This window comes from Modestobacter sp. KNN46-3 (genome assembly GCF_011039295.1).
On sequence record NZ_JAAKGN010000015.1, the window covers coordinates 27,559 to 54,025 of the forward strand.

Below are 26,467 nucleotides of genomic sequence, written 5' to 3' on the forward strand. Positions count from 1 at the left end.
TCGTCGCGTTACGGGGGATTGAGATGACTCTGCACGAGAAATCCGCACAGCAGCCGGTCCCAGCGGCGAGCCGCTCCCTGGGGGAACGGTTCAAGGCGGGCGGTTGGTACTACGTCGTCGTCTTCGCTTCGGCAGGCATCCTCGCGCCGATCCCTATGTGGCACGCATGGACGCGGCTCCGCACGCGCTACATGTTGATCATGGCCAGCGCGTACACAACTGTCGCAATTCTCCTGGTCTACGTGCTGCCCAGCTCGTCCGAGCGTGCTGCGGGCGGAGAGCCTGCGAGCAATGTCAGCGGGCTGGCCGCTGTTGCGCTCATGATCTCGGCGTGTTTCCTGCTCATTCGGCCCCGCCGTGATGTCTTCGGCCTCGGACAGCCGGTGGCGCACCACGAGGACCCAGCCGTGCAGCGCGCACTCGACGGACGCGCCCGACGTGACAGGGCCCGGGCGATCGTCGAGAGCGACCAGCCGCTGGCACGTGAGCTCCGCATCGGTCGTCCAGACCTGCCGCGGGACTACGACGACGGTGGTCTTGTCGACGTCAACAGCGCTCCCGCCCAAGTCGTTGCTGACGTGTGCGGGATCGACGCACGCTGGGGCGAGGAGATCGTTGCGGCCCGCGAGCTGCGGGGCGGCGGCTTCTTTCACATCGCCGAGCTGCTCATCGAAGTCCAGATGCCCGGGCACGTGGGCGAACGGATCCGGGACCGCGGCGTCTGCATCGCTTGAGCGCTCCCGTCAGACCGTTCTGTCGGACCCCTGTCTCGAAACCCGCGTCCGGTCGCTATGGGGCGGCCGCCCACCGTCGTCTGATCACGGCTGGATGGTGACCGTCACCGGGACGTGGTCGCTGCGACCGGTGGCGACCCACGTGTCGAAGTCGCCCGCCTCGACCGCCGCCCCGTCCGCCCAGGCGGAGGCACGAACACGTGGTCGATGTGGAACGGCTGGTCCTGCCGGCGGTGGTGGAAGTACGTCGGCTCGGTTGGCTGCTCGTCGAGCTCGAGCCCGTGGGCCACCCGGTAGGCGTCGACCAGGCCCAGCTCGTTCAGCCGGCGTTCGACCTTGTCGTAGGCATTCTGGGTGGACGAGATCGGCGCGTTGAGGTCGCCGGCCAGGACGGTTGGCGCCTTCGTGGAGAACGGCTCGACCCAGTCAGCGGCCCGGTCGAGCTGCGCCACATAGCCAGGCGTGCCCTGGAAGACCAGGGTCCAGACCGCCACCAGCGTGAACGATGTCGGACCGCTGACCCGGACCGGCAGCACCCACGCCGGCGCGGAGCCGGCGTGCTCGTGCAGTGTCACCATCCACGGCTCGCGGGCGACGACGACCGGCTCCTTCGAGCTCCCCGACCACACCCGCCGCCCCAGCCCGGTCACCGACCGGCCGTCCGCGGTGCTGATGCAGGTGAGGTGCCCTCCGTCGAGCTGGGTGAGGGCCGAGAGCCGGGGCATTAATTGGCCGATCGGACCCGCTTGGCTCGACACTGTCGGCAGTGTCAGTGTCGTGCGGTCCTGCGGGCCGCGCCGACGCGGTCGATGAGGTCGGATTGGGACCATCTATCGCCGTCGCTAAGCTCTCGACTTCCCTCAAACGCCGAGAGACGAGGACGTCCCCATGGCCAAGACCGTCACGAAGTCCAGCAAGAAGTCCGGCAAGAAGGCCGACAAGCTCACCGCGAAGTTCAAGGCCAAGGCCGCCGAGGCGAAGGCCAAGGCGAAGGCGAAGAAGGCCGAGTCCAAGGCGAAGAAGGCCAAGGGCAAGAAGGCCAAGAAGAAGTAGCGGCGGCGCGGTCCCGCCCCCTTGCGGTGGGCGGGACCGGCACGCTGTCAGGCGGTGAGCAGGCCGGACGCCGCCGCTGTCAGCCGGCCGGTGGACGTGGCAGCGGCCAAGGCCGACTCCAGGACGGCGACCTGGGCCGGCGTGCGGCGGCGGAAGCCGAACACCTTTAGCGTCTGCGCGAACAGCTCGTCCTTCGTCATCCCCGCGCTGGCCCGGCACAGCCCGACCATCGCGTTCCCAATCTCCTCCGGCGCCACCTGCTCCATCGGGCGGGTCGCCGCCGGATCGCGACGGAAACCGGTCCACGACGACCGGTCCAGCCCAGCGGGCCACATGAACTCACCGACCCGAGCTGACGCCGGAACCAGCGCCGCCAGCGCGTCCTTGCGCGCCTGCACCACCCGCCCGAGACCGAACGCGCCGGCCGTGAGCCGGGCCAGCCGGTCGAGGTGGATCGGCCCCTCCGCCTCGGCGCCCGCCTGCAGCACCCGCCCCACCTGCTCGGCCACCCGCCGGTTCCCCAGCTGGTCGAGCAGGCTGCGCTCACCCGCCGGCTCCGGCGTCCACGGCACGAACGGCTCCTCACCCTCCAGGACCGCCGCCGGGGGATCAGCCTCCAGAGTCGGACCGACCGGAGCTGGTACGACCGGCGGAACGGGAAGGGGTCCCGCCACAAGAGGGGGAGCGGCCGGGGTCTGGGCGGCGGCGACCAGCCGCTCCACCACTGCGTCCCGGTCGGCCAGCCACGCCGGCAGCCACACCCGCTCCACCGCCGGCCAGCGCAGCATCCCGCCGAGCACCTCCACCGGCAGCCCGTCGCGGTCACCGACCGTCCGCCGTCGCGCCCACGCCGGGCCGTCGAGCAGCACCGCCAGCACCGGCACGTCGGGCGCCGAGGCCAGCGACACGGCCAGGTCGACCTTGAACTCCGACAGCCCGACGTCGGTCCGCACGACCAGTCCACGGGCACGCAGCGCGGCGGCGACCTCGTCCCGGTGTCGGTCGGGCACTGAGGCGAACCGCGCGTCCCGCGGCAGCGCATCGGTGCCGTGGGCCGCCAGGTCCAGGTACGCCCGCAGGTGCTTGATCCCCACCGACGACGTCTGCTCTGCCCGGAGGTCGGCCGGGTCGAAGGAGGAGAACACCACCACCTGCCGCCGGGCGCGGGTGATCGCCACGTTCAGCCGTCGCTCACCGCCCACCTTGTTCAGCGGCCCGAAGTTCAGCGGTAGCTGCCCTCGGTCGTTGGCGCTGAACGCGGTGGAGAACAGCACGACGTCCCGCTCGTCGCCCTGCACGTTCTCCAGGTTCTTGACGAACAGCCCCTCGCCGTCGGTGCGGTCCAGCGCCTCGACCAGCCGCTCGTCGCCGGCGTCCCGCAGCAGTGCATCGATCAGCGCGCGCTGCTGGGCGTTGAACGTCACCACGCCGATCGAGGGCGGCTCGTCGGGGGAGAGCGCGAAGCGGCGGCGGATCTCCGCCACGATCGCTTCGGCCTCGACCGGGTTGGTGCGCAGGAGTTTGCCCGCCCCGGAGCGGTGGAACGTGCCGTCCACCCGCACCAGCGAGACCCCGCGGCCGTCCGGGGCAGAGGAGGCCGGCCCGTGCACCGGTGCCGGGAACGAGGACAGCCGGTTCTCGTAGTACTGGCCGTTGCTGAAGGCGATCAGCGACTCGTCCTGGCTGCGGTAGTGCCAGGACAGCCACTGCCGCGGTACCCGCGCCTGTACGCATTCGGAGAGGATCGACTCCTCGTCCTCCACCGCGGTGGCCAGGTCTTCGGGCAGCGCGTCGTCGTCGGTCGTCGGCTCGGCGAAGGACGTCGGCGGCATCTGCTTGCTGTCCCCGACGACGACCGCGGCGTGCGCCCGGCCCAGCGCGCCGACCGCGTCGGCGACCCGGATCTGCGACGCCTCGTCGAACACCACCAGGTCGAACAGGCCGGCCCGGGCCGGGAAGAACCGGGCCACCGAGTCGGGGCTGACCAGCACGCACGGCATGACGGCGGTGACCAGCTCGCCGTACTCGGCGATCAGCCCGCGCACCCCCAGCCCGCCGCGCTGCCGGTTCAGCTCCCGCTGCAGCGCCCCGACCCGGCCACCGCGGGCGGTGACGTCGAAGGACCGCGCCGAGACGACGGATGCGGGCAGCGCGGCGGTCAGGTGCCGGCGCACCGCCCGGGACGCCGCCGTGAACCGGGAGATCGCCCGCTCGTGCACCGGCGCGTCGAAGGCGGCCAGCCCGGTGGCCTCCTCCCGTTCGGTCATCGCGGCGCGGGCCAGCCCGAGCTCGAAGGAGCGGACGGCGTCGTCGGCCGGCACCGCGCCGGACAGCAGCGCCGACCGGCCCTCACCCAACCCCGCCGAGCGCAGCGGCTCGACCGCGGCGACCAGGTCCAGCCACCGGCGCAGCGACGGCACCCCGGGCGCCGTGACCGCCCGCTCGGCGCGGGTCGCCTGCCACCGGGCGAACAGCCCGTCGATGCCCGCCCACGCCGCGAGCTGCTCGGGCGTCGACCGGCAGACCACCAGCAGTTGCTGCAGCGCGTTCTGCGCGCGGCCGACCACGACGGCGGCCGACGGGTTGGTCGCCGGCCCCTGGGCCAGCAGCGCGCGCAGCGCCCCGGGGAAGCCGTCGCCGCCCTCGACCACCGCGCCGGCCAGCCGGAGCCAGTCGACCTCCCGGTGGACCAGGCCCGGATCGGTCAGCGGGTTCCACGTCGCAGGGATTTGCAGCCCGGGGATCCCTGCGGCCCGGGCGGCCAGCGCCCGCGCCGCCGTCTGCGCGGCGAGCAGCGCCGACGCCAGCGCCGGCACCTCCTTCGGTGCCACCTCGCCGGTCAGCACCGGAGCCAGCTGATCGCGGACGGCGATCAGCCGCTTCTTGCGGCCGAAGAACCCCGACTGCGTCGCGGCCTGCCCGGCGGCGGCGATCTCGGCCAGCGGCAGGTCCAGCGCGGCCGCCGTCGCTCCGTCCACGCCCGGTGCCGCACAGAACGCGGCGACGTCGGCCGACAGCGCGGCCGTGTCGCTGCGCCAGCGGGCCGAGCGGGTCTCGTCCAGCACCGCCAGGTCGACCGGCGGGCCGTCCAACACCCGGGCCAGCCCGGCCAGGTCGCCGGGCGTGCGCACCGCGGCCAGCACCGGCGCCAGCCGTGCGGACCCCAGCAGCTCGGCGACGGCGGCATCGACCGCAGCAGCGGCGGTCGCGGCGGCCGGCACGTCGACGTCGGCGACGTCCACGAAGCCCCACGGGTGGCCCGGCCGCGGCCGGGCCAGGTCGGCGACGTCCGGGAGCCCGGCCAGTGCGCGCCGCACCGCCGTCACGTCCTCGGCGGTCAACCCACCGACCGCGGCCGGGGAGACGGGCAGCGGCGGCACGGAGTCGCCCACGCTCAGCGCGCCGGTGTGCGCGCTGTACAGCGACAGGCCGGCGGCGTTCGGCTCGTGCAGCCGGGTGGCGTACCGGGCCAGTGAGCGCCGGGCCGAACGGAGGTCCTCCCCGTCGGCCGCCAGCCCCTGCTCGTCGACCTGCACCGCGTGCTCCAGCGCCGCGCGGATCTGGGCCCGCACCACGGCCGGCCGGCTGCCCTTGTCGTGCAGGTCGAGGGCGAACGGGCCCATCCCCACCGCGTCCAGCCGCCGGGCGACGACGTCCAGCGCGGCGCGCTTCTCCGCCACGAACAGCACCCGCTTGCCGTCGGCGACCGCCCGGGCCAGCAGGTTGGTGATGGTCTGGGACTTCCCCGTCCCGGGCGGGCCTTCCAGCACGAACGTCCGGCCGGCGGCGGCCTCGGCGACCGCGGTCAGCTGGGAGGCGTCCGCCGGCACCGGCACGGCGGCGGCGAGCTCGTCGAGGTCGACCGAGCCGTCCGCGGCGACCGGGTCGTCGAACGGGTCGGTGGGGGAGTCCACCAGGTGGGCGACCAGCGGGTTCTCGCTCAGCGTCGCCCAGTGCTCGTCGAGGTCTTTCCACAGCCGGAACTTCGCGAACGCCAGGATCGCCAGGTCGGCGGTCGGCTCGACCCGGTACGGCAGCCCCTGCTCGACCAGCGCGATTCGCATCGCCTGCAGCGCGGCGTCCAGGTCGATCCCGGCGCCGTCCTCGGTCGGTTCGGCCAGGCCCGGCACGCTCAGGCCGTGCAGCTGGCGCAGCTTCTCCAGCAGGCAGTAGTTGGGCGTGCTGGTGCCGGACTCGTCCACGGTCAGCCGGTAGGCACCCGACCGCGAATGGGCCTTCAGCACGACCGGCACCAGGATCAGCGGTGAGCGCAACGGCCGGCCGTCGAGCTCCCAGGCGAGGCTGCCCAGCGCCAGGTACAGGTTGTTGGCGCCGGTCTCCTCCAGCACCGTCTTCGCCTTGTAGGCCAGCGCCCGCATCCGAGTGAGGTAGGAGTTCTCCGGGACGTCGACGTACAGGCCCAGGCGGTCCAGGAGCAGCTCGGTCAGCTGCTCCTGCGGCAGCTCCCGGGCCGACCGCAGACCGCGCTCGCGCTGGACGGCAGCCAGCTGGTCGCTGGGCAGCAGGGTCAGCGCCGTCCCGCCGTTGACCAGGTCCTCCAACGCGCCCAGCTGCGCATCCGGCACGGTTAGCGCCATCCCGGCGCGCGGCGTGTAGTTGATCAGCCGGTTGCGCAGGCTCAGGTCCAGCAGCGCGTTCTTCCACTGCGCGATCCGCGGCGGGGCTGCCTCACGAGCATCGAGCGGAGCCGCCGTCCCGCTGTCGGCCGGGCGGGCCGGGGTGCTGTGCACGGCCGGCCGGTACTCGACCACCTGCACGGTGCCGTCGGCGTCCCGCGTGCGGGCCGGCAGCGGGAGGACGCCGTCGCGCCGGGCGCGGTAGACGTCGACGACGCCGATGACCCGGTCGAGGTCGCCGGTGAGCCAGGCGGCGTACGGCGGGCGGTGCAGCTCGTCGAAGCCGACCGGCTCGCTGCGGGTGGTGAGCATCGTGGTCTCCACCAGCCGGATCAGCCCGAGGTCGACCAAGTTCACCAGGCTGGCGACGTCGGTGGTCGCCGAGCTCTGCGCCGACAGCTCCTCGCGCCAGTAGCCGAGGAAGGCGTGCCCCTCCACCAGCCACAGCAACGGGCGGATGCCGGCCTGCTCCAGCGCGGCCGCCAGCACGACGACCAGGTCCAGGCAGGTGCCGACCCGCTCGTCGAGCACCTCGCCGGGGGTGCGCACCTTCTGCCCGACGTCGGCCCAGCTGGCCGGCGGCTCGCTGTAGCGGACGGCACGGCCCTGCACCGCGGCGCAGATCGCGGCGACGATCGCGTCCACCCGCCCGGGGCCGGCCTGGTAGCCCTGGATCGACGGGCTGCCGGTCTCCGTGTCCAGCACCTCAGCGGCCTCGGTGACCAGCGCCGGGATCGACGGGTGGTTGGGCAGGACGTGGGCGGCGAGCATCTCCATCGCCAGCTCCAGCGGAGTGGCCAGCCACTGCGCGGCGGCCAGGAGCTGCACCGGCACGCGGGCCCGGCCGAGCACCTCGCCGTCCTTCTCCACCAGGACCGACAGCCAGCCGGGACGGCGCTCCTCGACCTGCAGCATCGCGGCCGGGTCCAGCCGCAGTCCGACGTCGGTGAGCACCGTGGTGTGCCCGGGGTCGATGTCGGCGAACAGCTCGACGGCCTCGCCGATCGGGCCCTGGGCGTCCCGGACGGCGACGTGCACGCTGGCGTGCCGCACCGGCTGGTCGTGCCCGGTGAGCACCAGTTGCGAGACCACCGCGATGCCGTTGTGGGCCAGCGCGTAGCTGAGCACGGGGACCGCGGTGACCTCGACGGTGACCCGCGCCCCTGTCGCCGCTACGTCGGTCGCCATCGGCTGGGAGGTCACGGGGGCAGTCATGCGCCCTGTCTACCGGCCGGCAGCGACGAGTCCGGGTCAGGCGGTGACGGTTGTGGCAGCTGGGGCGGCCCTGCCGAAGCCGGTACGGATGAGCGCAGGCCAGCGACCGCTGTCGTTGCGGCAACAACGACTAGCTCGTCCTGGGGGGATGGGGGAGGCTGAGCGACATCTGTCGTTGCGATCGCAACGACAGATGTCGTTAGATGGGGCGACGGCTCCAGCTGAGGCGTTATCGGCCTCCTAGCAACGACAAGGGAGTGGCATGTCGGCACCCAGTGGCCCGCGGCGTCGCCGCAAGGACGACCTGACCGGGGTGGGGCAGTTGGTCGCCGACCGGCGGCTCGCGCTGAACCTCACCCAGGCCGAGCTCGCCGACCTGGCCGGGGTGGGCATTTCTTCCGTCCGGACCCTCGAGGCAGGGGCTGACACGCTGACCCTCGCGGTCGCCCTGGCCGTCCTGGACGCCCTCGGGCTAGTGCTGGCCGTCGGCCCACGGCCCGCGCTCGACGCGGTCCCGGACGCCGTGCTGCTCCGACCCGGGACCGGCTCCCGGTGACCACGCCCTCCGTCGCCGACCTGGTCGGTGTCGCGGAGGCCGACGTCTACAAAGCCGGCCTCCTGGCCGGCCGACTGCGCCGGGACGGCGATGACGTCGAGTTCCGCTACACAGACGACTACCTGGCCGATGCCGCCCTGCCGGCGATAGCCGTCTCGCTCCCCAGGAACGCCGAGCCGGTGCGCGCCACCGCAGGGGCAGTCCCGCCGTTCTTCGCCGGCCTGCTCCCGGAGGGTGCTCGCCTGCAAGCGGTCATGGCTGGGGCCCGGACGTCGATCGACGACCACCTCACCCTGCTGCTGGTCGTGGGTTCCGATGCCATCGGCGACGTGCAGGTGCTCCCGAACGGCGCGCCACCCACCGACCCGGCCCTGCTATTCGATCCGGACAAGGCGGGGACGAGCGACTTCGCCGACGTCTTCGCGCGTGCCACGTCCACCGATCCCGACCAGCTCGAGCGGGTCGCGCTGCCGGGGGTGCAGGTCAAGGTCTCTGCGGCGATGCTCTCCACCCCGGTCGGCACCACCTCCGGCCCCGCCATCCTGAAGCTCGACCCGAACGGCTACCCCCACCTGGTCGAGAACGAGCACTTCTTCCTCGGCATGGCTCGCGCATGCGGCCTGCCGGTGCCGCACCACTGGCTGCTGCCCGACCGAGCCGGCCGGCTGGGCCTGCTGGTGGAGCGCTTCGACCGGATCAAGGCAGCCGGCGCGCCGCCGCGCCGACTGGCGCAGGAGGACGCCTGCCAGGTGCTCGGCCGCTACCCGGCAGCGAAGTACCGGCTCACCTTCCAGGAGGCGGCGACCGGTCTGGCCCGCGCCGTCGAGGTGGCCGGTGGCTCGAGACCGCTGGCGCTGCGTCGCATCCTGGAGACAGCGGCCTTCAGCTACCTCATCGGCAACGGCGACCTGCACGGCAAGAACCTGTCCATCCGGCAGGCGCCGTCCGGTCTGTGGGAGGTGACCCCCGCCTACGACCTGCTGTCCACGCAGCCGTACTCGTCCTGGCGCGACCCGATGGCGCTGCCGATGTACGGCCGGGCGAACCGGCTGAGCCGCCGGTGGTGGCTCGACGCGGCGCAGCGACTCGGCCTGGCCGAGCGGGCCCTCGCTCGCGCGCTCGACCGGCTCGTCGACGTCGGCCGGGCACACCTCGACCGACTGGACGAGATCGGCTTCGGCGATGCGACGACCGACCGGCTCCGGGACCTGATCGCGACCCGGTGCGACGAACTCGCAGGCTGAGGGGACCGGAGTCCCGGGGCGATGGAGGTCGACCCGGTCAACCCTGCAGGTCCGAACACCTGGCCCGCGAGCGGCGCCTGAGCCGCGTGTGGCTCATGGGACGAATTCGTTCCGCAGACGCCGGATCCCGTCGGTTCGCCATGTCATGGTCCGCCTCGTTGCACCGAGAGCGGGGGACGCATGAGCGGGATCATCGTGGTCGATCAGCCGACCGACGAGCAGGTGGCCATCTGGCAGGTGAGCGTCGGCGACGGCCTCGAGTCGACGATGGCGGGGGCCTGGGTCCTCCCGGCGGACGACGAGCGGATCGACGGGCTGGTGCGCGGACGCCTCCTGGTGACCACCGAGTCAGCCTCCGGGCGGTTCGGCGTCGGAGCCGACCCCGCGGCCCTGGCGACGGCGATCGGGCAGGAGATCGCCGACCTGGACCGCGCCTTCGCCAGGCACCTGGCGTCCCTCCCGTCGGCCCGCCGGAGCCTCGTCCGTCCGCGGTGGCCCTCCGTCCCCGACACGGCCACCGCCGAGACCGCAGGCGACCCGCTGGCCTCGAGGGCGCTCACCCTGGCCCGCTGGGCCTCCGACCTGCTCACCGCGTGGGACGAGGTGGAGAGCCAGCGGCTCACCCGGCCGTTCCTACTGTCCTCCGGCGGTGAGACCGCCCGCGAGCACCCGCCCGGCTGGCCGGCCGCGCCGGGGACGACGCAGGAGGAGGCAGCGTGAGCGTCGCCGTCCTGGACCTGGAGACCACCGGCCTGCGCCCGGGCGTCGACCGGGTGGTCGAGGTAGGCGTCGTCCTGCTCGACGACCGCGGTGAGGTGGAGGGCGAGTTCTGCACCCTGGTCAACCCCGGCCGCGACGTCGGGCCCACCTCGGTGCACGGCATCTCCGCCCGTGACGTCGCCGACGCACCGGCCTTCACCGACATCGCCGGGTACCTCAGCCACCTGCTGGCCGGCCGGCTCCTCGTCGCGCACAACGCCCTGTTCGACCTGCGGTTCCTGGGCCGTGAGTTCGGCCGCGCCGGCCTGCCGATCGCGCTGTCGCCGTCGCTGTGCACCATGCGCCTGGCGCCGCTGTTCTTCGGCGCCGGCACCCGCTCGCTGCAGGCGCTCTGCGACTACATGTCCATCCCGCTGGATGCACACGCCGCGCTGAACGACGCCCGCGCGACCGCCGAGCTGCTCGTCCGGATGCTCGCCTCCGACCTCGGCACCGAACCGCTGGTCGGCGCCGGCCTCGCCGTCCGCTTCGCCGCCGACGGCGGCTACGAGGGCTTCGAACCGCTCGACGCCGTCTGGGCCGACCTCGTCGCCCGGGCGGTCGAACCCGGCCCGTGCGCGCCGTGCGACCCCTGCCCTTCGGTGCCCCGGGACGCGGCCACCGCACTGTCCCGCCGGCGGGACGGCTACCTCGGCGGGCTCGTCGCGGCCCTGCCCGCGCTGGACGGCGCACCCCCGAGCATGGCGCCCTACCTGACCGTGCTGGACGAGGCGCTCGAGGACCGGCTGGTCAGCATCACCGAGGCCGACCAGCTGTTCTCCCTCGCCGCTGAGCTCGGCTGCGGGCCGGACCACGTGCGGGCCGCGCACCGCCTCTACCTGGAGGCCCTGGCCACCACGGCGCTCGCGGACGACGTGGTCACCGACGCCGAGCTGACCGACCTGCGGCGGGTCGCCGAGCTGCTGGGCATGGAGAGCCGGGACGTCGACGTCGCGCTGACCATGGTGCGCTCCGGCGCGAAGGTCTCCCTGCCTCGCCGGCCCGGGCTGTTCTCCGCTGGCGACAAGATCGTGTTCACCGGCGAGATGTCCCGCAGCCGCGCCGACCTCGAGCAGGCCGCTCAGGACGCGGGCCTCCAGCCGATGTCCTCGGTGTCCGGCAAGACCAGCCTGCTGGTGTGCGCAGACCCGGACTCCCAGTCGGGCAAGGCCCGGAAGGCCCGCAGCCTCGGGGTGCGGGTCATCGGGGAGGCGGTCTTCTGGGAGTCGCTGTCCCTGGCGGGCGCCCGGTGAGCAGCAGGCCGGCGTGACCGCGCGCGTGTTCCCGACGGAGCCGACCTTCGAGTCAGCCGCCGAGCAGTCGTTCGTCCAGGCGCTGCGCGACCAGTTGCCCGACGACGCCGTCCTGTTCTGCAACCTGCGCTTCACCGACCGGTCCGGGGACCGAGAGGCTGACGTCATCGTCGCGTGGCCGGGCGTCGGCGTCGCGGTGATCGAGGTCAAGGGCGGCAGCGTCTCGCTGCGCGAGGGCCAGTGGTGGCAGACCGGCGGGAAGAGCAAGGCGATCCACCCCGTCGAACAGGCGTTGAAGTGCAAGTACGCGTTACGCGACTTCCTCTACCGGCACCCGCGGTGGTCCCGGGGCAACCCACGGTCCAACCACTTCGTCGCGCTGCCGACGACCGTGCTGCCCACCGACTTCGCGGCTCCGGACGCGCCACGCTCGCTGGTCATCGACAGCACGGAGACCAGCCACGCGGCTGGCCGGATCGAGTCGGCGCTGCGCCGCACCGAGGAGGAGCACGACGCGCCGACGCCGGACGACGTCGATCTGCTGGTCGACTGCCTGGCCGGGACGGCGATCCCGCAGGCCGACCTGGTCGCCGACCTGGCCGAGCGGGAGGCCGCCTGCGACCTGCTCACCCACGCGCAGGCGAAGGTGCTCGACTACCTGAGCGGCAACCCCCGGGTGGAGATCCGCGGCGGCGCAGGCTCGGGCAAGACCTGGCTGGCGATCGAGAAGGCCCGGCGGCTCACCTCGGACGGCCAGCGGGTCGCCTTGATGTGCTACTCCCGCGGCCTGGCTGAGTACCTGCGGCGGTGCGTGTTGACCCTCCCGGCGCGTCAGCGACCGGTGTACGTCGGCACCTTTCACAACCTCGGGATCAGCTGGGGCGTGGCTCCCGGCTCCGACGACGACAGCTCGTACTGGGAGCAGCAGCTGCCCGAGACGATGGCGTCACTGGCGGAAGGGCTGCCGGCGGAGGAGCGGTTCGACGCCATCGTGATCGACGAGGCGCAGGACTTCGCCGAGTCGTGGTGGCCCGCCGTCCTCGCGGCGCTGCGGCATCCGGACGACGGCTGCTTGTACGTGTTCTCCGACGAGGGGCAGCGGGTGTTCGCCCGGCAGGGCCGGCCGACGGTGCCACTGGTGCCGATCGAGCTGCCGGAGAACCTGCGCAACACCAAGCAGATCGCCGGCACGTTCAGCAGCCTCGCTCCGGCTCAGATGCGGATCCGCGGCGGTAGCGGCGTCCCGGTGCGGTTCCTCCCGTGCGCGGCGGAGGACGCGATCAGCGTCGCCGACGACGCAGCCGACGCACTTCTCGGCGAGGGCTGGCCACCGGAGTCGCTGGCGCTGCTGACGACGTACAGCCGGCACCCGGTCCAGGTCGAGCGGCAGGCCGCCGGTCAGGACGCGTACTGGGCGACCTACTGGGACGGCGACGACCTGTTCTACGGTCACGTGCTCGGCTTCAAGGGGCTGGAACGGCCGGCCGTCGTCCTCGCGGTGAACGGCTTCCGGAGCGAGGAGCGGGCGCGGGAGATGCTGTACGTCGGGCTCTCCCGGGCGCGTGACCTGCTCGTCGTCTGCGGCGATCTCGAGCTGATCCGCCGCGTCGGTGGCGAAGCAGTCGCGCGGCGGCTGACCTCGGGACCTCCCCGATGACCGCGCCAGGAGCCCGTGGTGGTATCACTTCGGTACCATCGAACGATGGCCATGACCCTGCGGACCGACGACGAACTCGAGCGCGCACTCACCGCGCTCGCGGAGGCGGAGGGCACCTCGCGCCAGGAGATCGTCCGGCGCGCCGTCCTGGAGCGGTATGAGAGAAGCGGCCACGCCGCTCGCGTTCAGGCGAGCTCGGGCCGCCTGATCGAGAAGTGGGGCGACGTGCTCGACCGGCTGGGCACGGTGTGAGCCAGGTCGAGCACCTCGAGCTGGACGACCTCCTGGCTCTCGTCCGGGCGCTGGACACCGGCCCGGTGCGGGATGTGGGCCTGCTGGACTCCGCGGCTGCGCGGCCCCGGGCGACGGCTTTCGGAGAGCCGGCCTACCCGACGTTGTCGCTGCAGGCCGCCGCGCTCCTCCACTCACTGGTGGGCAACCATGCGCTCGTCGACGGGAACAAGCGACTGGGCTGGTTGGCCACAGTCGTCTTCCTCGACCTCAACGCCCACGAACCGGAGCTGAGCGACGACGCCGCCTTCCAGCTGGTCATGGACGTGGCGGCCGGCTCGGCCGAGGTCGAGGAGATCGCCGAGCGACTTCGGGTCAGGTCGCGCTGACCCGCCGCGGATGCCGGGCATGACGAGCGGGTCACCAGAGGGGCAGTTCACGGGCGACGCCGCCGGCCGCAGCGACTCAGCTCGATCGTCCGCCGCGTTGACCTGTTCGGGGGACGGCCTCGACCTTCGCCGCTCGTAGCCAGGCCGGTCCGCTGACTCAGCCACTCGCTGCGCCGGTCGACCGGGGCAGGCGGTCCAGCGTGGCGGTGAAGCTGTCGTTCCAGAGTCCGAGGTGCGGCCACGCGTCCCGCACCCTTGCCGTGGCCTCCGCGGTTGAGAGGCCCTCGGTTCGACGCAGCCACGCCCGCAGCACCAGCCCGGTGCGCGACGCGCCGCCGTGGCAGTGCACGAGCACCGGCCGGCCCTCGGCCCGGAGGGCCGCGATGTCGTCGAGGACGTCGGCCAGCACGGCGTCCAGCTCGCTGTTCGCGTCGTCGTCGGTCAGGTACGCGAACCGCTGCACCTCGTGCCCGAACGGCTCGCCGGTCCGGCACAGCGAGACGACGGCGAAGTCCCGAGCGCTGATCCGCGCACCGTCCAGGTCGGCGGCCCACACACCCGGCAGCACCTCGCGCGGCTCGATCCGGAGGCTGCGGGCCGCCACGTGCCGGTCCGTCCGGCGGCCGTCCAGGGTCATGGCGAGGGCGTGCAGGTCGGCCAGGTCCCAACGCTTGTGGGCGTAGCCCGGCACCCGGCCGTGGACGACGGAGGTCCACCGCATCGGGATGCCGGCGATGCCGAGCACCGCACCGGCCAGCCCGCCGGCGACGGCGGCCACCGTGTCGGTGTCGCCACCGAGGTCGATGACCAGCCGCATCACCCCGGCGAAGTCGGCCGCGTGCCGCAGCGCCCACACCGCCGAGCCGAGCGTCGGCCACACCGCGCCGTTGCTCTCGGTCGCCTGGTCCGGCGTCCAGTCCGGTGCCAGCACGGTCGCCCAGCGGTCGCGGTGCTCGGGAGCCACGAGCTCCAGGGCCGCGGGGATCGCGGCCAGCGGCTCGCCGCCGTCCAGTGCCACCCGAACCAGCTCGTGGAAGACCGCGCAGCCCTCCCCGGCCGACGGGTCGCCGTGGGTCAGGGCGGAGATCCGCCGGGCGGCGTCCATGGTGGCCTCGGTGCCGGACCGGGCGAACCAGATCGCGGCCGGCGTCGTCCGCATCAGCGAGCCGTTGCCGGCCCCGTGCCCGGAGCGGGCGAAGTGCTCAGCCGCGGCGACGTCCCACGGCCGACCGGAACCCAGGACGGCGCGGGTCTGCTTCCCGGCGTCCGGCGCGCCGGCGCGCAGCCAGGTGCGGAACCGGTCGAAGAGGTCGGCCTCGTCCAGACCGTCCCGCTCGACCAGGGACGCCGCCACCAGCAGCGCCATCTGGGTGTCGTCGGTGAACTCGCCCGGCTCCCGGTCCAGCGTTCCGCCGCCGCACATCTCGGTGGCCACCCCGCGGGCGTCGGTGGGGAAGCGGGCGGAGAACTGGCCGGCCGGGCCGAACTCGAACGGCGCGCCGAGGGCATCGCCGACGGCGGAACCGATCAGCGCACCGGCGACACGGTGGTCACGCGGCATGGGTCCGGACATCTGGCCTCCCTCGGTGGCACGGCGTGCAACCGCGTACGAGTCAGCCGCACACGCGCCCTACGGTCAACGGGTGAGTGACCAGGGAGAGCAGGACCGTTCGTCGGCGGGCCACCGACGCCCGTCCGTCGCGGTCGACACCGCCGTCCTGACGGTGGACGTGCGCAACGGCGCCCTCGGCGTCGTCCAGCACCAGCGCCGCGGGGAGTGGGCGCTGCCTGGCACCTTCCTGCACGAGGGCGAGACGCTGGCCGACGCCGTCCTCCGCTCGCTGGCGGAGGAGGTGGGCCTCCGAGGAACGCGCCCGCAGCAGTTGCACGTCTTCGAGGATCCCGAACGCGACGACCGGGGTTGGGTCCTCTGCGTCGCCCACGTCGTCCTGCTGCTCGCCGAGGACGTCGACCCGGTGGCGACGAGCCGGGACGACGTCCGGGTGGTGTCCGTGGACGACGCCGTGGGGCAGCCGTTCGACCACGACGCGATCGTGCGCCTGGCCGTCGACCGGGTGCGGCAGGACTACGCGCTGCAGCCCGACCCCGCCGGCCTGCTCGGCGAGGCGTTCCCGCTCAAGAGCCTGCAGGCGCTGCACGACGCGGTGGCACCGCAGCCCGGGCCGGGGGAGAGCCGGCCGTCCATCGACACGTTCCGGCGGTACATGGTCGGCAAGGGGCTCATCCAGCCCACCGGGGAGTTCGCCCGCAAGGAGCGGCCGGGCGCCATGGGCAAGCCCGCCGAGCTCTACCGCCGCGCGGGAGAGAGCCGGGACGGCCTCGGCATCCGCCCGGTGCGCCAGGAACGGAACCGGGCCGAGCGACCGGCGGACGACGCGGGCTCGGCCCGGACCTTCGGCGAGCTGGGCGCGCACAACGTGGCGCCGGCGATCCAGCGACTGGTGGACGAGGTCGGTGCCGAGGTGCCGCTGACGCTCACGGTGATGCCGCACTACGTGGCCGTGCGGCCGGCGGGGGAGGAGCGGGTCGCTGCCTACGCCCGGCCGCAGACGCTCTCCGTCGGACTCGACCCGGACGCCGCGGTCACCGTCGCCGACGACCACCCGGACTTCCGGCTCGAACGCACCTCAGCGGCGACGCACCACGTGCACGTGCCCGCGTCCGCGCTGGACGAGGCGGCGCGCCGGCAGGTGGCCCGCACGGCGCTGGAGCAGGCCCTCGCCCGCATCACCGGCGCGCACTGAGCCTCGGGGAACCCGCCGGGAGTGGATCTCGTCGTCCTGGGGCACAGGTCCGAAGATGCGCGGCCAGCACCGGCCGCTTCACCAGAGGGAGACCACCATGGCAGGCATGATCCGCAAGCTCCTGATCTCCGGCGTCGCGTCGAAGGTCATCCAGGAGGCCCGCAAGCCGCACAACCAGGCCAAGATCAAGAAGGCGATCGCGGACTTCCAGAACAAGCGCGGCGGCGGAGGTCGCCCGGGCGGCACCACGCGCTACTGAGCCGGGTTCCGGGGCCGCCTGCGGCTCCCGGCCGCCGGTAGCCGCGTTCCTCGAGGCCGGCCCAGCGGCGATCGATGCGCGTCCGGGCGACTCACGCCGGGTGGCTGCGCCACCGGGCGACTCACGCCGGGTGGCTACGCCACCGGGCGATGACGCCCGGGACCAGTTCAGCGCCCGCGGCTCCGACGGCGGCCGACCCGAGCACCACCGACCACGACACCGGGTCCAGCGGCGTACAGCCGAAGAACCGGCTCACCCCGGGGGTCTGCACGATCCCCACGAGGACGGCGAGCGAGCCGGCCACGGTGGCCAGGACCAGTGGGCTGCGCCGGCCGGACCACGCGGTCTGCGCCAGCTGGGTGGTGATCAGCGCGGCCAGACCCATCGTGCTGGCCCGGCCGGGCAGCGGCCCGGTCAACCGGCCGACGACCCAGGCGCCGGTGGCGCCGGCCGTCGTCGCCGCTCCCCGGACCAGGACCATGTGCCGGACCGCGTCGGTGAACCCGCGGTGGGGACCGGCCCGCAGCACCGCGGCGAGCGGGTGCCCGGCGAGCGGGCCGTCGTCATCCCCGGCCGGGACGTGCCGCGGCGCGGCGACCGCGACGGCCAGCGCCGGGAACATGTCGGTGAGCAGGTTGACGAGCAGCAGCTGGCGAGTGCCCAGCGGCGCCCGCCCCCCGACGGCGGTGCCGAGCACGGTGAACGCCACCTCGCCGGCGTTGCCGCCGACGAGGATCGACACCGCGTCGCGGACGCGGGACCACATCGCCCGGCCCTCGGCGATCGCGTCGACCAGCCGAGTGAGGTCCAGGTCGGTGAGCACCAGATCGGCAGCGGCGCGGGCGGCCGGCGACTCCGCGCCCTCGACCCCGACGCCGACGTCGGCCAGCCGGATCGCCGCGGCGTCGTTCACCCCGTCGCCGGTCATCGCGAGCGTCGCCCCGGCCCGGCGCAGCGCGGCCACCAGGGTGACCTTCTGCTCGGGCGAGAGCCGGGCGAACACGGCCGTCTCGCGGACCATCCGGGCCCGCTCGGTGTCCGACGCCCGGGCCAGTTGAGCGCCGGTGACCACTCGGTCAGCGTCGGGGACGCCGGCCTCGGCGGCGATGGCGCTGGCGGTCCCCGGGTGGTCACCGGTGGCGACCACCACCCGGACGCCGGCGGCCCGCAGCTGCTCCACGGCGCGCACCGAGGACTCGCGCAGTGTGTCGGCCAGCCCGATGAACCCGCGCAAGGTCAGCCGGTCGGCCGCCTCGTCGAGGTCCTCGGGCAGGCCGTCGACTGCGCGGTCGGCGACGGCGAGCACCCGCAGCCCGTCGCCGGTCAGCTGCCGGACGCGGTCGCGCACCTGCGGGTCGTCGGCGCAGCGGCGGAGCACCACCTCGGGGGCGCCCTTGACCACGAGCCGGCCGTCCCGGACGGCGGCGGAGAAGCCGCGGCCCGCGGTGAAGGCCAGCGCCTCGTCCGGCGCGCCGTCGTGACCCAGACCGCGATCGGTGGCGGCCGCCACGACCGCGCGGTCGGTCTCGTGCGCCCGGTCGTCGCCGTTGCCCATGCCCGCGGCGGCCAGCCGGAGCAGCTCCGGCTCGGCGGCCTCGTCGTGGGCGGCGCCGCCGTCGGTGCCGCCGTCCGGACCGACGGGGACGAGACGCGCGACGCGCAGCCGGTTCTCCGTCAGCGTGCCGGTCTTGTCGAAGCAGACGGTGTCGACGCGGCCGAGCGCCTCCAGCACCCGGGCGCTGCGCACCACCGCACCGCGCCGGGACAGCCGCCGGGCCGCGGCCTGCTGGGCGACCGTGGCGACCAGCGGCAGCCCCTCGGGGACCGCGGCCACCGCAATCGCCACCCCTGCGGCCACCGACTCGCGGAGCGGGCGGCGCCACAGCAGGCCCAGCGCGGTGACGGCCGCGCCACCGGCGAGCGTGAGCGGCAGGACGGCGCGGGTGAGTTCGGCCAGCCGGGCCTGCACGCCGGCCGGCGGGGCCGCGCCCCCGGCGGCGCGCGCGGCCCGGCCGGCCTGCGTGGCCTGACCGACGGCGACGACGACGGCCCTGCCGCGGCCGGCCACCACCGTGGTCCCGTCGAAGAGCATGCAGCTGCGGTCGGCGACCTCGGCCCCCGGAGTCGGGGCCACCGACTTGGCGACCGACAGCGACTCGCCGGTGAGCCCGGATTCGTCGACCTCCAGGTCCTCGACCTCGAGCAGCCGGGCGTCGGCGGCGACGACGTCGCCGGGTTCGACGAGGACGACGTCGCCGACGCGCAACGCGGTCGCGGGCACATCCTCACTCCCGCCGTCGGTCTCCCGGCGTGCGCAGTGGCCCTGGTCGAGCAGCAGCGCTTCCAGGGCGGTCTCGGCGCGCAGCCGCTGCAGGCCGCTGACGACGGCGTTGATCCCGGTGACGCTGCCGACCAGGAACGCGTCGGTGGCCTCACCGAGGACCGCGGTCGCCGCCGCGCCGGTGGCCAGGACCGGAGTCAGCGGATCGGCGAGCTCGGCGGAGACCGTGCGGGCGAACCGGGCCGGTATCCGGACCGCGGGCACCTCGGCCACCCGGCGGGCTGCGGCGGGCACGCGGCCGGGCCGGTGCTCGGGCTCCCTGGGCAGGTCGGCCAGGCGGCGCAGGACCTCGTCGGGCTCCAGCGCGTGCCAGGGGGTGTGCGCGGTCGGTGCCGGGACAGGGCGGCCGGCGGAACGCACGGCGACCCAACTCCCGGTGGTCATCGTCATGACGGTCGCCCACTTGCCCGGCGTCGTGGCCCGGCGCTGGCCGTAGCGGGCGCTGCCGACAGCGGCGAGCAGGCCGCCGAGGACGTTGCCGGTCAGCGCGGCGCCGGCCGCGCGTCGGCTGACCGCCTTTCCGTCGGGAACGGCGGCGACGATGCGGCAGGCGTCGGCCAGCCCGGGAGCGGTGACCAGGTCGGCACCCCAGGCCGGGCCCCGGCCCTCGAGAACCGGGGCCACCGCGATGTCGGAGGCCAGCAGTGCCGGGCCGTCCACCGCGGACACCAGCAGGACGCCGCGCCCGTCGGACTGCAGCCGCCGGACCGTGTCGACCAGGCCCTCCTCGGCGGAGGTCACGTCGTCGGCCAGGCCGGCGATCTCCCGCGTGCCGACGTGCCGGGAGAGGACCAGCCGGAGGCCGGCGTCGGCGGCGGTGGTGAGCAGCGACTCGGCGTGCGGGTCGAGCTCGGGGGCGACCATGGCGGTGCCGACCCGGCGGCGGCCCCTCAGGAGCGAGCGGACCTCGCCGCCCGGTGCGTCGGACGGCGTACGTGGTGGGCCGAGCCGGAGCCGGCCGGTGCCGTTCCCAGCAGCGGCGTCGGCGTCGGCGTCGGCGTCGTCGTCGGCGAGCAGGCGGGCGGCGGTCGACCAGACGTCGGCGTCGTCCCATCCATCGGCCTCGGCAGTGGCCTCCACGACCGTTGGCGGTCCGGTGCACAGCGTCCGGCCGTCGACGACGACGGTGTCGATGCGGTCGAGCCGGCGGTAGGCCGAGCCGTCCAGCGGAAGGATGCCGTGGCGGGACAGCAGGAGGTCCAGGACGGCGGCGAAGGACTCCCGGCCCTGGACGGCGGCCTTCGGCGTGAGGGCCTTGAGCAGGTCGGCGGAGCGGCCGGGGCGGCGGGTGAGCGCGACCAGACCGAGCGCCGCAGCGAGTTCGGTGGGCGCCAATCGTTCGCGGTAGGTCTCGATCGGGCCGGCCGGCAGGGATCCCGGTCGCGGGCCGGGCGGCTGCTCGGGGGCGGCGTCGTCGGGCTCGGGTCGGCAGAGCTCCCGCTCGCGGCGCCGCCAGACCTGGCGGCGCGCGCGCATCTCCAGGGCCCGCTGGATCGCGGCGGCGGCATTGAGTGCCGGCACGGTGGGGCTCTGGGTGAGGGCGTGCAGCAGCGCGCCGGTGCCTTCGAAGACCAGGTCGGTGCCGACCGGCCCGACGCGGTCGGAGACCGCCCGCTTGAGCCATTGCTGGGTGTCCAGCAGCGCCATGAGCAGGGTGGCGTGCCGGTGCACCGCGGGGATCGGCAGCACCTTGGCGGCGGCGGCCACGCCGACGGCGACGGTGTCGACGGCCGCGGCGAGGACGGCGGCCAGCAGCGGTTCGAGGTCGGCCGGGTGGTCCGGGCGCTGTGGGAAGACCCCCGTGGCGCCGCGGGCCTGCTCGATCTCGGTGACCACGCCGACGACGTCGTCGAGGGTGACCCGGCGGGCGTCGACGGCGACCAGCACCCGGCCGACGACGTCGTTGACCGTGGCCCACTCGACGCCCTCGAGCCGCTCCAGCTGGCGGCGCAGGGCGGTGCGGGCCTCGGGAGCCTCGTCGTCGGCGGGCGCCTCGACCTCGATCTGGAGGCGGTCGCGGTCACCCCAGACCCGTCGCGTGTGGCGGGCGAGCGGCGGCTCGACCATGCCCCTCGCCGCGTCGACCAGGTCGTGCAGGTGGCCGCCGGGGAAGGGGTCGGCCCCGGTGACCAGGGTGCCGACCGCCCGGGTGCCGGAGACGGCGGCGTCCCTCGCGAGGTGGATGGAGCCGGTGGCCACGGTGGCCCCTGCTCTGGCGACCCGGGAGGTGACCGAGGCCGTCTCGCCCAGCAGGCCGGCACCGACGACCACCGGCACGGCGGCCAGCGCCGCGGCGCCGGTGGCGAGGCGCGTGGCCTCGCGCGCGGCGCTGCCGGCCCACGCGATCGGGCGGAGCAGCGCCATGGGACCCCCCGTGTGACGACGGTCACCAAACGGTACGTCGTCGGCCGGCCCTTCGTGTCGGTGTGGTTCGTCCGGCCGATCCCGGCAGTCGCGTCAGTGGGGTCCGCTACCCGACGGCGAGGCAGGTCGGAACCCGGGGCGCGGAGTGACCCATGGGGTGACTCACGGTCGGCCGTCGTCCGGATCAGCCGTTCGTCGCACCCCAGCGGCGGATGACCGGCGAGGATGGCGGTGTGCCAGCCGACCACCGTCCGGCGCTGCCGCCCTTCGCCGGCGAAGAGCACGTGTGCCTGTCGTGCCCGTTTTCCTACGGGGATCACGACGTCGACAGCGCGTCAGCAGTCATCGCGGCCATCCCGGCCCGAGCCCGGGCGCTGTTCGGCTCGATCGACGATGCGACGTGCCGGCAGCCCGGCCCGGACGGCGCGTGGTCCGCGGTGGAGTACCTGTGCCACCTGCGCGACGTCTACGCCACCTCCACCATCCGGCTGCACCGGGCGCGCACCGAGGACGACCCTGCCCTCGAGCCGATGCTCAACGACCTGCGGGCCCGCCGCTTCGGCTACCTCGACGCCGCGGTCGAGCCTGCGCTGGACCAACTGCAGGCCCACGTCATCGGCTTCCTCGCTGAGATCGAGCGAGTCCGACCCGAGGACTGGGGCCGACCAGTGCACCGCCTCCCGGACGAGCACCGCAGCGCGCGGTGGCTGGTCCGACAGGCAGCGCACGAAGGCGTCCACCACCTCCGCGACATCACCGAGGTCTCGCGGCAGCACTGACGGTCGCGGGGGCTCCGCCCGGAGGATGCCTCGGGACGGCGATGACGTCGAGTTCTGCTGGCACCGACGACCACCTGACCGGCTGACGGCTTCGAAGCGCCCGGTGTCAGCGGCTCGGGTCGGAGAACGCATCCCGCGCGGCGATCAACTGCCGCCGCCGCTCGGACGTCAGATAGCGCGGCGATCCCAGCTGCGGCCCGGCCGGGTCATGGGCCGCAGCGCCGATCGCCTCCAGGAGGGTGGTGCCGCGCTGCGACGGCGACCCGGTCAGGCCGAAGTGGGCCATCAGGTCCTGCGTCGTCAGGCCGCCTGCGATGAACGGCCGATTCGACCGGACCACCAGCCAGCACGCCGCTGCGGCGAGGGTGTCGGAACGACCGCGACGGCGGAAGACCTCGGGACCGCCCTCGGCGGCTGCGGCCACCAGCCGACGGGTCGCGGTGCGGTGTTCGACGTCCAGCAGCGCATCGCAGCAGCGGTCGACCAGCTCCACGACCTCGCCCACCCGGCCACGCACGTCATCCGGCACCCGATCCCAGGCGAACGGTTCATCGGGCAGCGGTTCGGCGTCCAGCTCCTCGAGAGCCGCAGCCCCGCCGACGACGCGAGCCAGCTCCTGGGCCTGCTCGGCCAGGTGCTCGTCCGGGTCGAGCACGCCCAGGGCCGCGCGCAGTGCATCGGGTCCCTGGAGGCGCGGGGAGCGGATCGCCTCCTGGTACTCCGGCTCGAACTCGTCGACCGCGGCCAGCGTCTCCGCGGTCAGTTCCGGCCGAATGCCGCGTTCGGTGTGACTGAACCGAATCAGGGTCCGCAGGACGTCCGGCGCCTTCGCCAGCAGGCGAGCGTCGGCGACGATCTTCCGCGGGATCCAGTCGACCAGCAGGATCTCCACAGCCACCGGGCTCCAGCGCAGCGGATCGCCGGGCCCGTAGTCGGTGCCGAACCACAGGATGTCGCCGAGCAGCTCGCGGTGGTCAGCACCGGTCAGGCCGGTCCCGAAGGGTGACTCGAGCACTCGTGCGGCCAGGGCCTCCCGGTCCGCGGTGCTCCACTCGGGCCGCTGGTAGCCCTGCCCACCAGCGGGCAACAGGCCGAGGGCCCACTCGACCAGCGGGCGGTTCGTCGGCCAGGTGTCGGTCTCCAGGGGTGGGGACAGCCGGGCCCCGTGCTCGATCGCCTCGGTCGCCCGGGCACGCACGTCGGCGGGGGCGAGCTCGGTGATCCCGAGGTCGGGATCGTCGGTGGTGTCCTGCATGAGCACGATCAGGTCCGGCAGCGCACCCGGGACCACGAGGGCGTCCTTCACGACCGTCCCGAGGTTGTGGTCGACGTAGACGGAGACCGCCAGCTCCGACGCGTCGGCGAGCGTGACGCCCAGGAGCAGGCTCTCCCCGTCGCCGAGCACGTGCCCGAACTCGGCTGCGCGATCGGAGGCGCGGGCCCGGTCGAGCTCGGTCAGCCAGCGGGGGAGGACGTGCCCGCGCAGGGCGACCTCGCGGTCGACGCGGGCGCGCAGGACCCGGTCGCCGGTCAGTCCGGCGACCGCCGCCACCAGGGCGGAGGACTCCAGGCGCGGCACGTGGAGGAACGCCTGGACGAGTTCCTCCCGGGGCGGCAGGGACTCGGCGTCGTCCGACCGGAAGGGGGAGTCCCTGCGCGGGTCCGTGGCGGAGAGAAAGGCGCTGGCCACGTCGAGCAGGCCCAGCGGCTCACCTGTGGCGAGCGCTTCCGCCACCTGATCGAACAGGTCGGGAGTCCGCCGGCCCCCGCCGGCTCGACCGATCCGGCGGCTCGAGCTGGCTCCGTGCTTCCGTCGGCGTGAACGCTTCGGCACAGGACGACGCTAGCGGGTGCAGCGGTGGCTGGCCGACGTCGCAGCAGGGACGTCGACCCGCCGGTCGTCGCGCGGAGCCGCTCCTTCAGGCGTTCGTGTCCACGACGGCGAGGCCGTCGTCCCGCCAGGCGCTGAGCAGCTCCTGATCGCCGCTGGCCGCGACCAGGTCGTCCTTGGCGACGGCGAGCGCGGCCGCGCAGTGGACGGCGTCATAACCTCGCAGCCCGTGCCGGAGTGCGGCTGCGGAAGCCGCCCGCAACCGTGGTCCGTCTGCAGGCACGACCGTGACGTCGCTCCACAGCCCGTCTAACAGGCCCAGAGCGGCATCGCTGGCCGAGCGGAGCAGACGCCCAGTGCGTTCCGTACGGGCGATCGCCGCCGACGCCTCGACGTGTCCCACGGCCGAGCACAGCACCACGTCGGCGGCGTCCCACAACTGGCGGCAGCGCGGAGACGACGCCTCGCTGACCAACAAGGGAACGAGCGCCGACGTGTCCAGGTACAGGATCACCGCCGGTCGGCGAGCACGGTCTCCGAGAGCGAGATGTCCGCGACGACGGGGTCGGGCGCCGGACGCTTGCGGTGCGCCGGCGGCTGGACGATGCCCTCGGCGATCAGCTGATCGAGTGCGGTCGGAACGCCGATCGGGGTGATGCGAGCGACCGGGGTGCCGTGGTCGGTCACCGTGATCGTGGCGCCACCTCGAACGTCGGCGATGTGCTTGCTGAGCCCGTCCCTGAGGTCGCGGATGCCGATGCTCGTCATGTCCACCCCTGTGTAGCCAGTAGTCCTTACTCGAATATAGCCACACGCGTCTGCGCCAACCAGAGGGTCCGCAACGGGCACGCGTGTCGCGAGTGGGGCGTCGGAGCCGGTCGGGCAGGCCGCCGGGCGGCGACCGGGGTCAGCAGGGGCCAGGTGTCAGCAGGGGCCAGGTGTCAGCAGGGGCCAGGTGTCAGCAGACCGATCGCGCCACCCGTGGGTCGACCGGCGCAAGCAGCACCATGGTCGGTGGAGCGAGGGCCGGCTGGCCGATGGCCGCTGCGATCGTCTCGTCGTACCGCTGGATCTGTGTCTCGTGCAGCAGGTCGTCGAGATCGAGGTAGATCACGGACCGAGGCGCTCGAGAGCTTCGGCGTGACGGGGGAGTTCGGTCTCGAGCACCCGGTCGAGGAGCTCCCGCCTGCTGGTGCGCTCGATGTAGTCGCGTAGCGCCTGGCGAGCGACCTCCTGCATCGACCGGCCCTCGAGTTCGGCCCTGCGCGCAGCGCGTCGGTCTCCTGGTCGTCGAGGAGAATTCATGGCCGCACAAGAAAGCGGCGGACGTGGACGGGCATCGGGGGAGCGCTGCTGGTGGTCGCTGTCGTGGGGTCTGCCGCCCTCACCTTCGAACTGCTGCCCGGCCTCGAGGCGACGGCCACTGATCGCACCGGGCCGACGGCCGGCATCGAGGCGGCCGGCAGGCCGCTGGGCACGCCTCTCGCCCCTCCTGTGGGCGGCGGGACCCACCAGTTCGCGCAGCTGCAGGACGACGGGATGACGCCGATCGCCTACGACCCCTGTCGTCCGGTGCACTACGTCGTCCGTCCGGACAACGCCCCGGTCGGCGGCGACCTGCTCATCTCCGACGCCGTCGCCCAGATCTCGGCGGTCACCGGGCTGCAGTTCGTCGACGACGGCGCCACCGACGAGGCCCCGAGTGACCAGCGCGATCCCTTCCAACCCGACCGTTACGGCGATCGGTGGGCGCCCGTGCTCGTCATCTGGGACACGGTCGCCGAACAGCCCGACCTCGCCGCCGACGTCGCGGGCCTGGCCGGCAGCCTCGCCGTCTCGTCCGGCGACAGGCCGGGCGTCTACGTCACCGGCCTGGTCGAGCTCGACGCCGCCCAGTTCACCGAGGTCCTCAGCGGACCGGGCGGTCAGGCGGTCGCCCGCGCGATCGTGGTGCACGAGTTCGCGCACCTCGTCGGCCTGGACCACGTCGACGACCCGACGCAGCTCACGTACCCGACGACCTCCGCCGTCCTCGACTTTGCCGCCGGTGACCTCACCAGCCTGAGCCGGCTGGGCGCGGGAGCTTGCGTCCCCGCTGTCTGACGGCCGACAGCCCGGCACCCGGAAGCGGAACGTAGCGACAAGGGGAGCGATCGCCAGTGCATGGGCGCACGAGTGCCCACCGACACCCTGTCCCCCGACGCTCGTGCTCTGGTGCGCCAGTACAGCCAGAGCACGAGCGTGCGCCGACGACGTGTGGCTGACCAGCGCCGGCGAGCTGCTGTGGTCGGGTGTCGGGTGCGCGAGGTTTACCGGCGGCGCCGCGGCCACATCCCGGTCTTCCGGCGGCCCTCGGACGCCCCCCCGCCCCCACCCGCGCCGAGAGCACCGGCGGCGAGC

At 74.0% G+C, this 26,467-nt stretch carries 21 protein-coding genes; 13 read left to right on the forward strand and 8 right to left on the reverse strand.

Annotated features, from left to right (window positions below):
- Positions 1–23: 23 nt before the first annotated feature.
- Positions 24–734, forward strand: coding sequence for a hypothetical protein (locus G5C62_RS05995; RefSeq protein ID WP_164700293.1), 711 nt, complete (start codon positions 24–26; stop codon positions 732–734).
- A gap of 104 nt (positions 735–838) precedes the next feature.
- Here G5C62_RS05995 and G5C62_RS06000 read toward each other — a convergent pair whose 3' ends face one another.
- The gene (locus tag G5C62_RS06000) at positions 839–1,459 is read right to left on the reverse strand and encodes an endonuclease/exonuclease/phosphatase family protein (RefSeq protein ID WP_164700294.1); all 621 of its coding nucleotides are present in this window, start codon (positions 1,457–1,459) and stop codon (positions 839–841) included.
- A 163-nt stretch (positions 1,460–1,622) separates the two neighbouring features.
- Here G5C62_RS06000 and G5C62_RS06005 point away from each other — a divergent pair, with 163 nt between their 5' ends.
- The gene (locus G5C62_RS06005; protein ID WP_164700295.1) at positions 1,623–1,787 is read left to right on the forward strand and encodes a hypothetical protein; all 165 of its coding nucleotides are present in this window, start codon (positions 1,623–1,625) and stop codon (positions 1,785–1,787) included.
- 47 nt (positions 1,788–1,834) lie between these two features.
- Here G5C62_RS06005 and G5C62_RS06010 read toward each other — a convergent pair whose 3' ends face one another.
- Positions 1,835–7,639, reverse strand: coding sequence for a DUF4011 domain-containing protein (locus G5C62_RS06010; RefSeq protein ID WP_241175725.1), 5,805 nt, complete (start codon positions 7,637–7,639; stop codon positions 1,835–1,837).
- Between the two features lie 262 nt (positions 7,640–7,901).
- Here G5C62_RS06010 and G5C62_RS06015 point away from each other — a divergent pair, with 262 nt between their 5' ends.
- The 7 genes from G5C62_RS06015 (at position 7,902) to G5C62_RS06045 (ending at position 13,728) form a co-directional block, all read left to right on the forward strand.
- The gene (locus G5C62_RS06015; protein ID WP_164700296.1) at positions 7,902–8,195 is read left to right on the forward strand and encodes a helix-turn-helix domain-containing protein; all 294 of its coding nucleotides are present in this window, start codon (positions 7,902–7,904) and stop codon (positions 8,193–8,195) included.
- Positions 8,192–9,439, forward strand: a complete 1,248-nt coding sequence (locus tag G5C62_RS06020) for a type II toxin-antitoxin system HipA family toxin (RefSeq protein WP_164700297.1) — start codon at positions 8,192–8,194, stop codon at positions 9,437–9,439. Before G5C62_RS06015 ends, G5C62_RS06020 begins: the two co-directional genes overlap by 4 nt.
- 180 nt (positions 9,440–9,619) lie before the next feature.
- Positions 9,620–10,159, forward strand: a complete 540-nt coding sequence (locus tag G5C62_RS06025) for a hypothetical protein (RefSeq protein WP_164700298.1) — start codon at positions 9,620–9,622, stop codon at positions 10,157–10,159.
- The gene (locus tag G5C62_RS06030) at positions 10,156–11,451 is read left to right on the forward strand and encodes an exonuclease domain-containing protein (protein ID WP_164700299.1); all 1,296 of its coding nucleotides are present in this window, start codon (positions 10,156–10,158) and stop codon (positions 11,449–11,451) included. The genes G5C62_RS06025 and G5C62_RS06030 overlap by 4 nt, the downstream gene beginning before the upstream one ends.
- A 13-nt stretch (positions 11,452–11,464) precedes the next feature.
- Positions 11,465–13,108 carry an NERD domain-containing protein gene (locus tag G5C62_RS06035; protein WP_164700300.1) on the forward strand — a complete coding sequence of 548 codons (1,644 nt, stop codon included), beginning with the start codon at positions 11,465–11,467 and terminating at the stop codon, positions 13,106–13,108.
- A gap of 45 nt (positions 13,109–13,153) precedes the next feature.
- Positions 13,154–13,360 carry a CopG family transcriptional regulator gene (locus tag G5C62_RS06040; RefSeq protein ID WP_036337326.1) on the forward strand — a complete coding sequence of 69 codons (207 nt, stop codon included), beginning with the start codon at positions 13,154–13,156 and terminating at the stop codon, positions 13,358–13,360.
- Positions 13,357–13,728 carry a type II toxin-antitoxin system death-on-curing family toxin gene (locus G5C62_RS06045; protein WP_036337176.1) on the forward strand — a complete coding sequence of 124 codons (372 nt, stop codon included), beginning with the start codon at positions 13,357–13,359 and terminating at the stop codon, positions 13,726–13,728. Before G5C62_RS06040 ends, G5C62_RS06045 begins: the two co-directional genes overlap by 4 nt.
- Positions 13,729–13,885: 157 nt before the next feature.
- Here the strand turns inward: G5C62_RS06045 and G5C62_RS06050 are convergent, their stop codons facing one another.
- Positions 13,886–15,301, reverse strand: coding sequence for an ADP-ribosylglycohydrolase family protein (locus G5C62_RS06050; protein ID WP_164700301.1), 1,416 nt, complete (start codon positions 15,299–15,301; stop codon positions 13,886–13,888).
- Between the two features lie 70 nt (positions 15,302–15,371).
- Between G5C62_RS06050 and G5C62_RS06055 the strand changes: the two genes are divergently transcribed.
- Both G5C62_RS06055 and G5C62_RS06060 read left to right on the forward strand, forming a co-directional pair.
- On the forward strand, positions 15,372–16,493 hold the full coding sequence (locus G5C62_RS06055) for an NUDIX domain-containing protein (RefSeq protein ID WP_206330493.1): 1,122 nt from the start codon (positions 15,372–15,374) through the stop codon (positions 16,491–16,493).
- Between the two features lie 106 nt (positions 16,494–16,599).
- A complete protein-coding gene (locus tag G5C62_RS06060; RefSeq protein WP_164700278.1) occupies positions 16,600–16,752 on the forward strand; it encodes a hypothetical protein in 153 nt (50 codons plus the stop codon).
- 121 nt (positions 16,753–16,873) lie between these two features.
- Here the strand turns inward: G5C62_RS06060 and G5C62_RS06065 are convergent, their stop codons facing one another.
- Positions 16,874–21,457, reverse strand: coding sequence for a cation-translocating P-type ATPase (locus G5C62_RS06065; RefSeq protein ID WP_164700303.1), 4,584 nt, complete (start codon positions 21,455–21,457; stop codon positions 16,874–16,876).
- A gap of 233 nt (positions 21,458–21,690) precedes the next feature.
- On the opposite strand from G5C62_RS06065, the gene G5C62_RS06070 reads away from it, so the two are divergent.
- On the forward strand, positions 21,691–22,236 hold the full coding sequence (locus tag G5C62_RS06070) for a DinB family protein (protein WP_241175726.1): 546 nt from the start codon (positions 21,691–21,693) through the stop codon (positions 22,234–22,236).
- A 106-nt stretch (positions 22,237–22,342) separates the two neighbouring features.
- On the opposite strand, the gene G5C62_RS06075 is transcribed toward G5C62_RS06070, so the two are convergent.
- The 4 genes from G5C62_RS06075 to G5C62_RS06090 all read right to left on the reverse strand — a co-directional run bounded on the left by G5C62_RS06075 (position 22,343) and on the right by G5C62_RS06090 (position 25,181).
- Positions 22,343–23,971, reverse strand: a complete 1,629-nt coding sequence (locus G5C62_RS06075) for a DUF6398 domain-containing protein (protein ID WP_164700305.1) — start codon at positions 23,969–23,971, stop codon at positions 22,343–22,345.
- Positions 23,972–24,155: 184 nt separating this feature from the next.
- The gene (locus tag G5C62_RS06080) at positions 24,156–24,581 is read right to left on the reverse strand and encodes a type II toxin-antitoxin system VapC family toxin (protein WP_164700306.1); all 426 of its coding nucleotides are present in this window, start codon (positions 24,579–24,581) and stop codon (positions 24,156–24,158) included.
- Complete coding sequence (locus G5C62_RS06085) at positions 24,578–24,835, reverse strand: type II toxin-antitoxin system Phd/YefM family antitoxin (protein WP_164700307.1); 258 nt, start codon at positions 24,833–24,835, stop codon at positions 24,578–24,580. The genes G5C62_RS06080 and G5C62_RS06085 overlap by 4 nt, the downstream gene beginning before the upstream one ends.
- A gap of 190 nt (positions 24,836–25,025) precedes the next feature.
- Positions 25,026–25,181 carry a hypothetical protein gene (locus G5C62_RS06090; protein ID WP_164700308.1) on the reverse strand — a complete coding sequence of 52 codons (156 nt, stop codon included), beginning with the start codon at positions 25,179–25,181 and terminating at the stop codon, positions 25,026–25,028.
- Positions 25,182–25,423: 242 nt separating this feature from the next.
- Between G5C62_RS06090 and G5C62_RS06100 the strand changes: the two genes are divergently transcribed.
- On the forward strand, positions 25,424–26,170 hold the full coding sequence (locus tag G5C62_RS06100) for a matrixin family metalloprotease (protein WP_241175727.1): 747 nt from the start codon (positions 25,424–25,426) through the stop codon (positions 26,168–26,170).
- Positions 26,171–26,467: the final 297 nt, after the last annotated feature.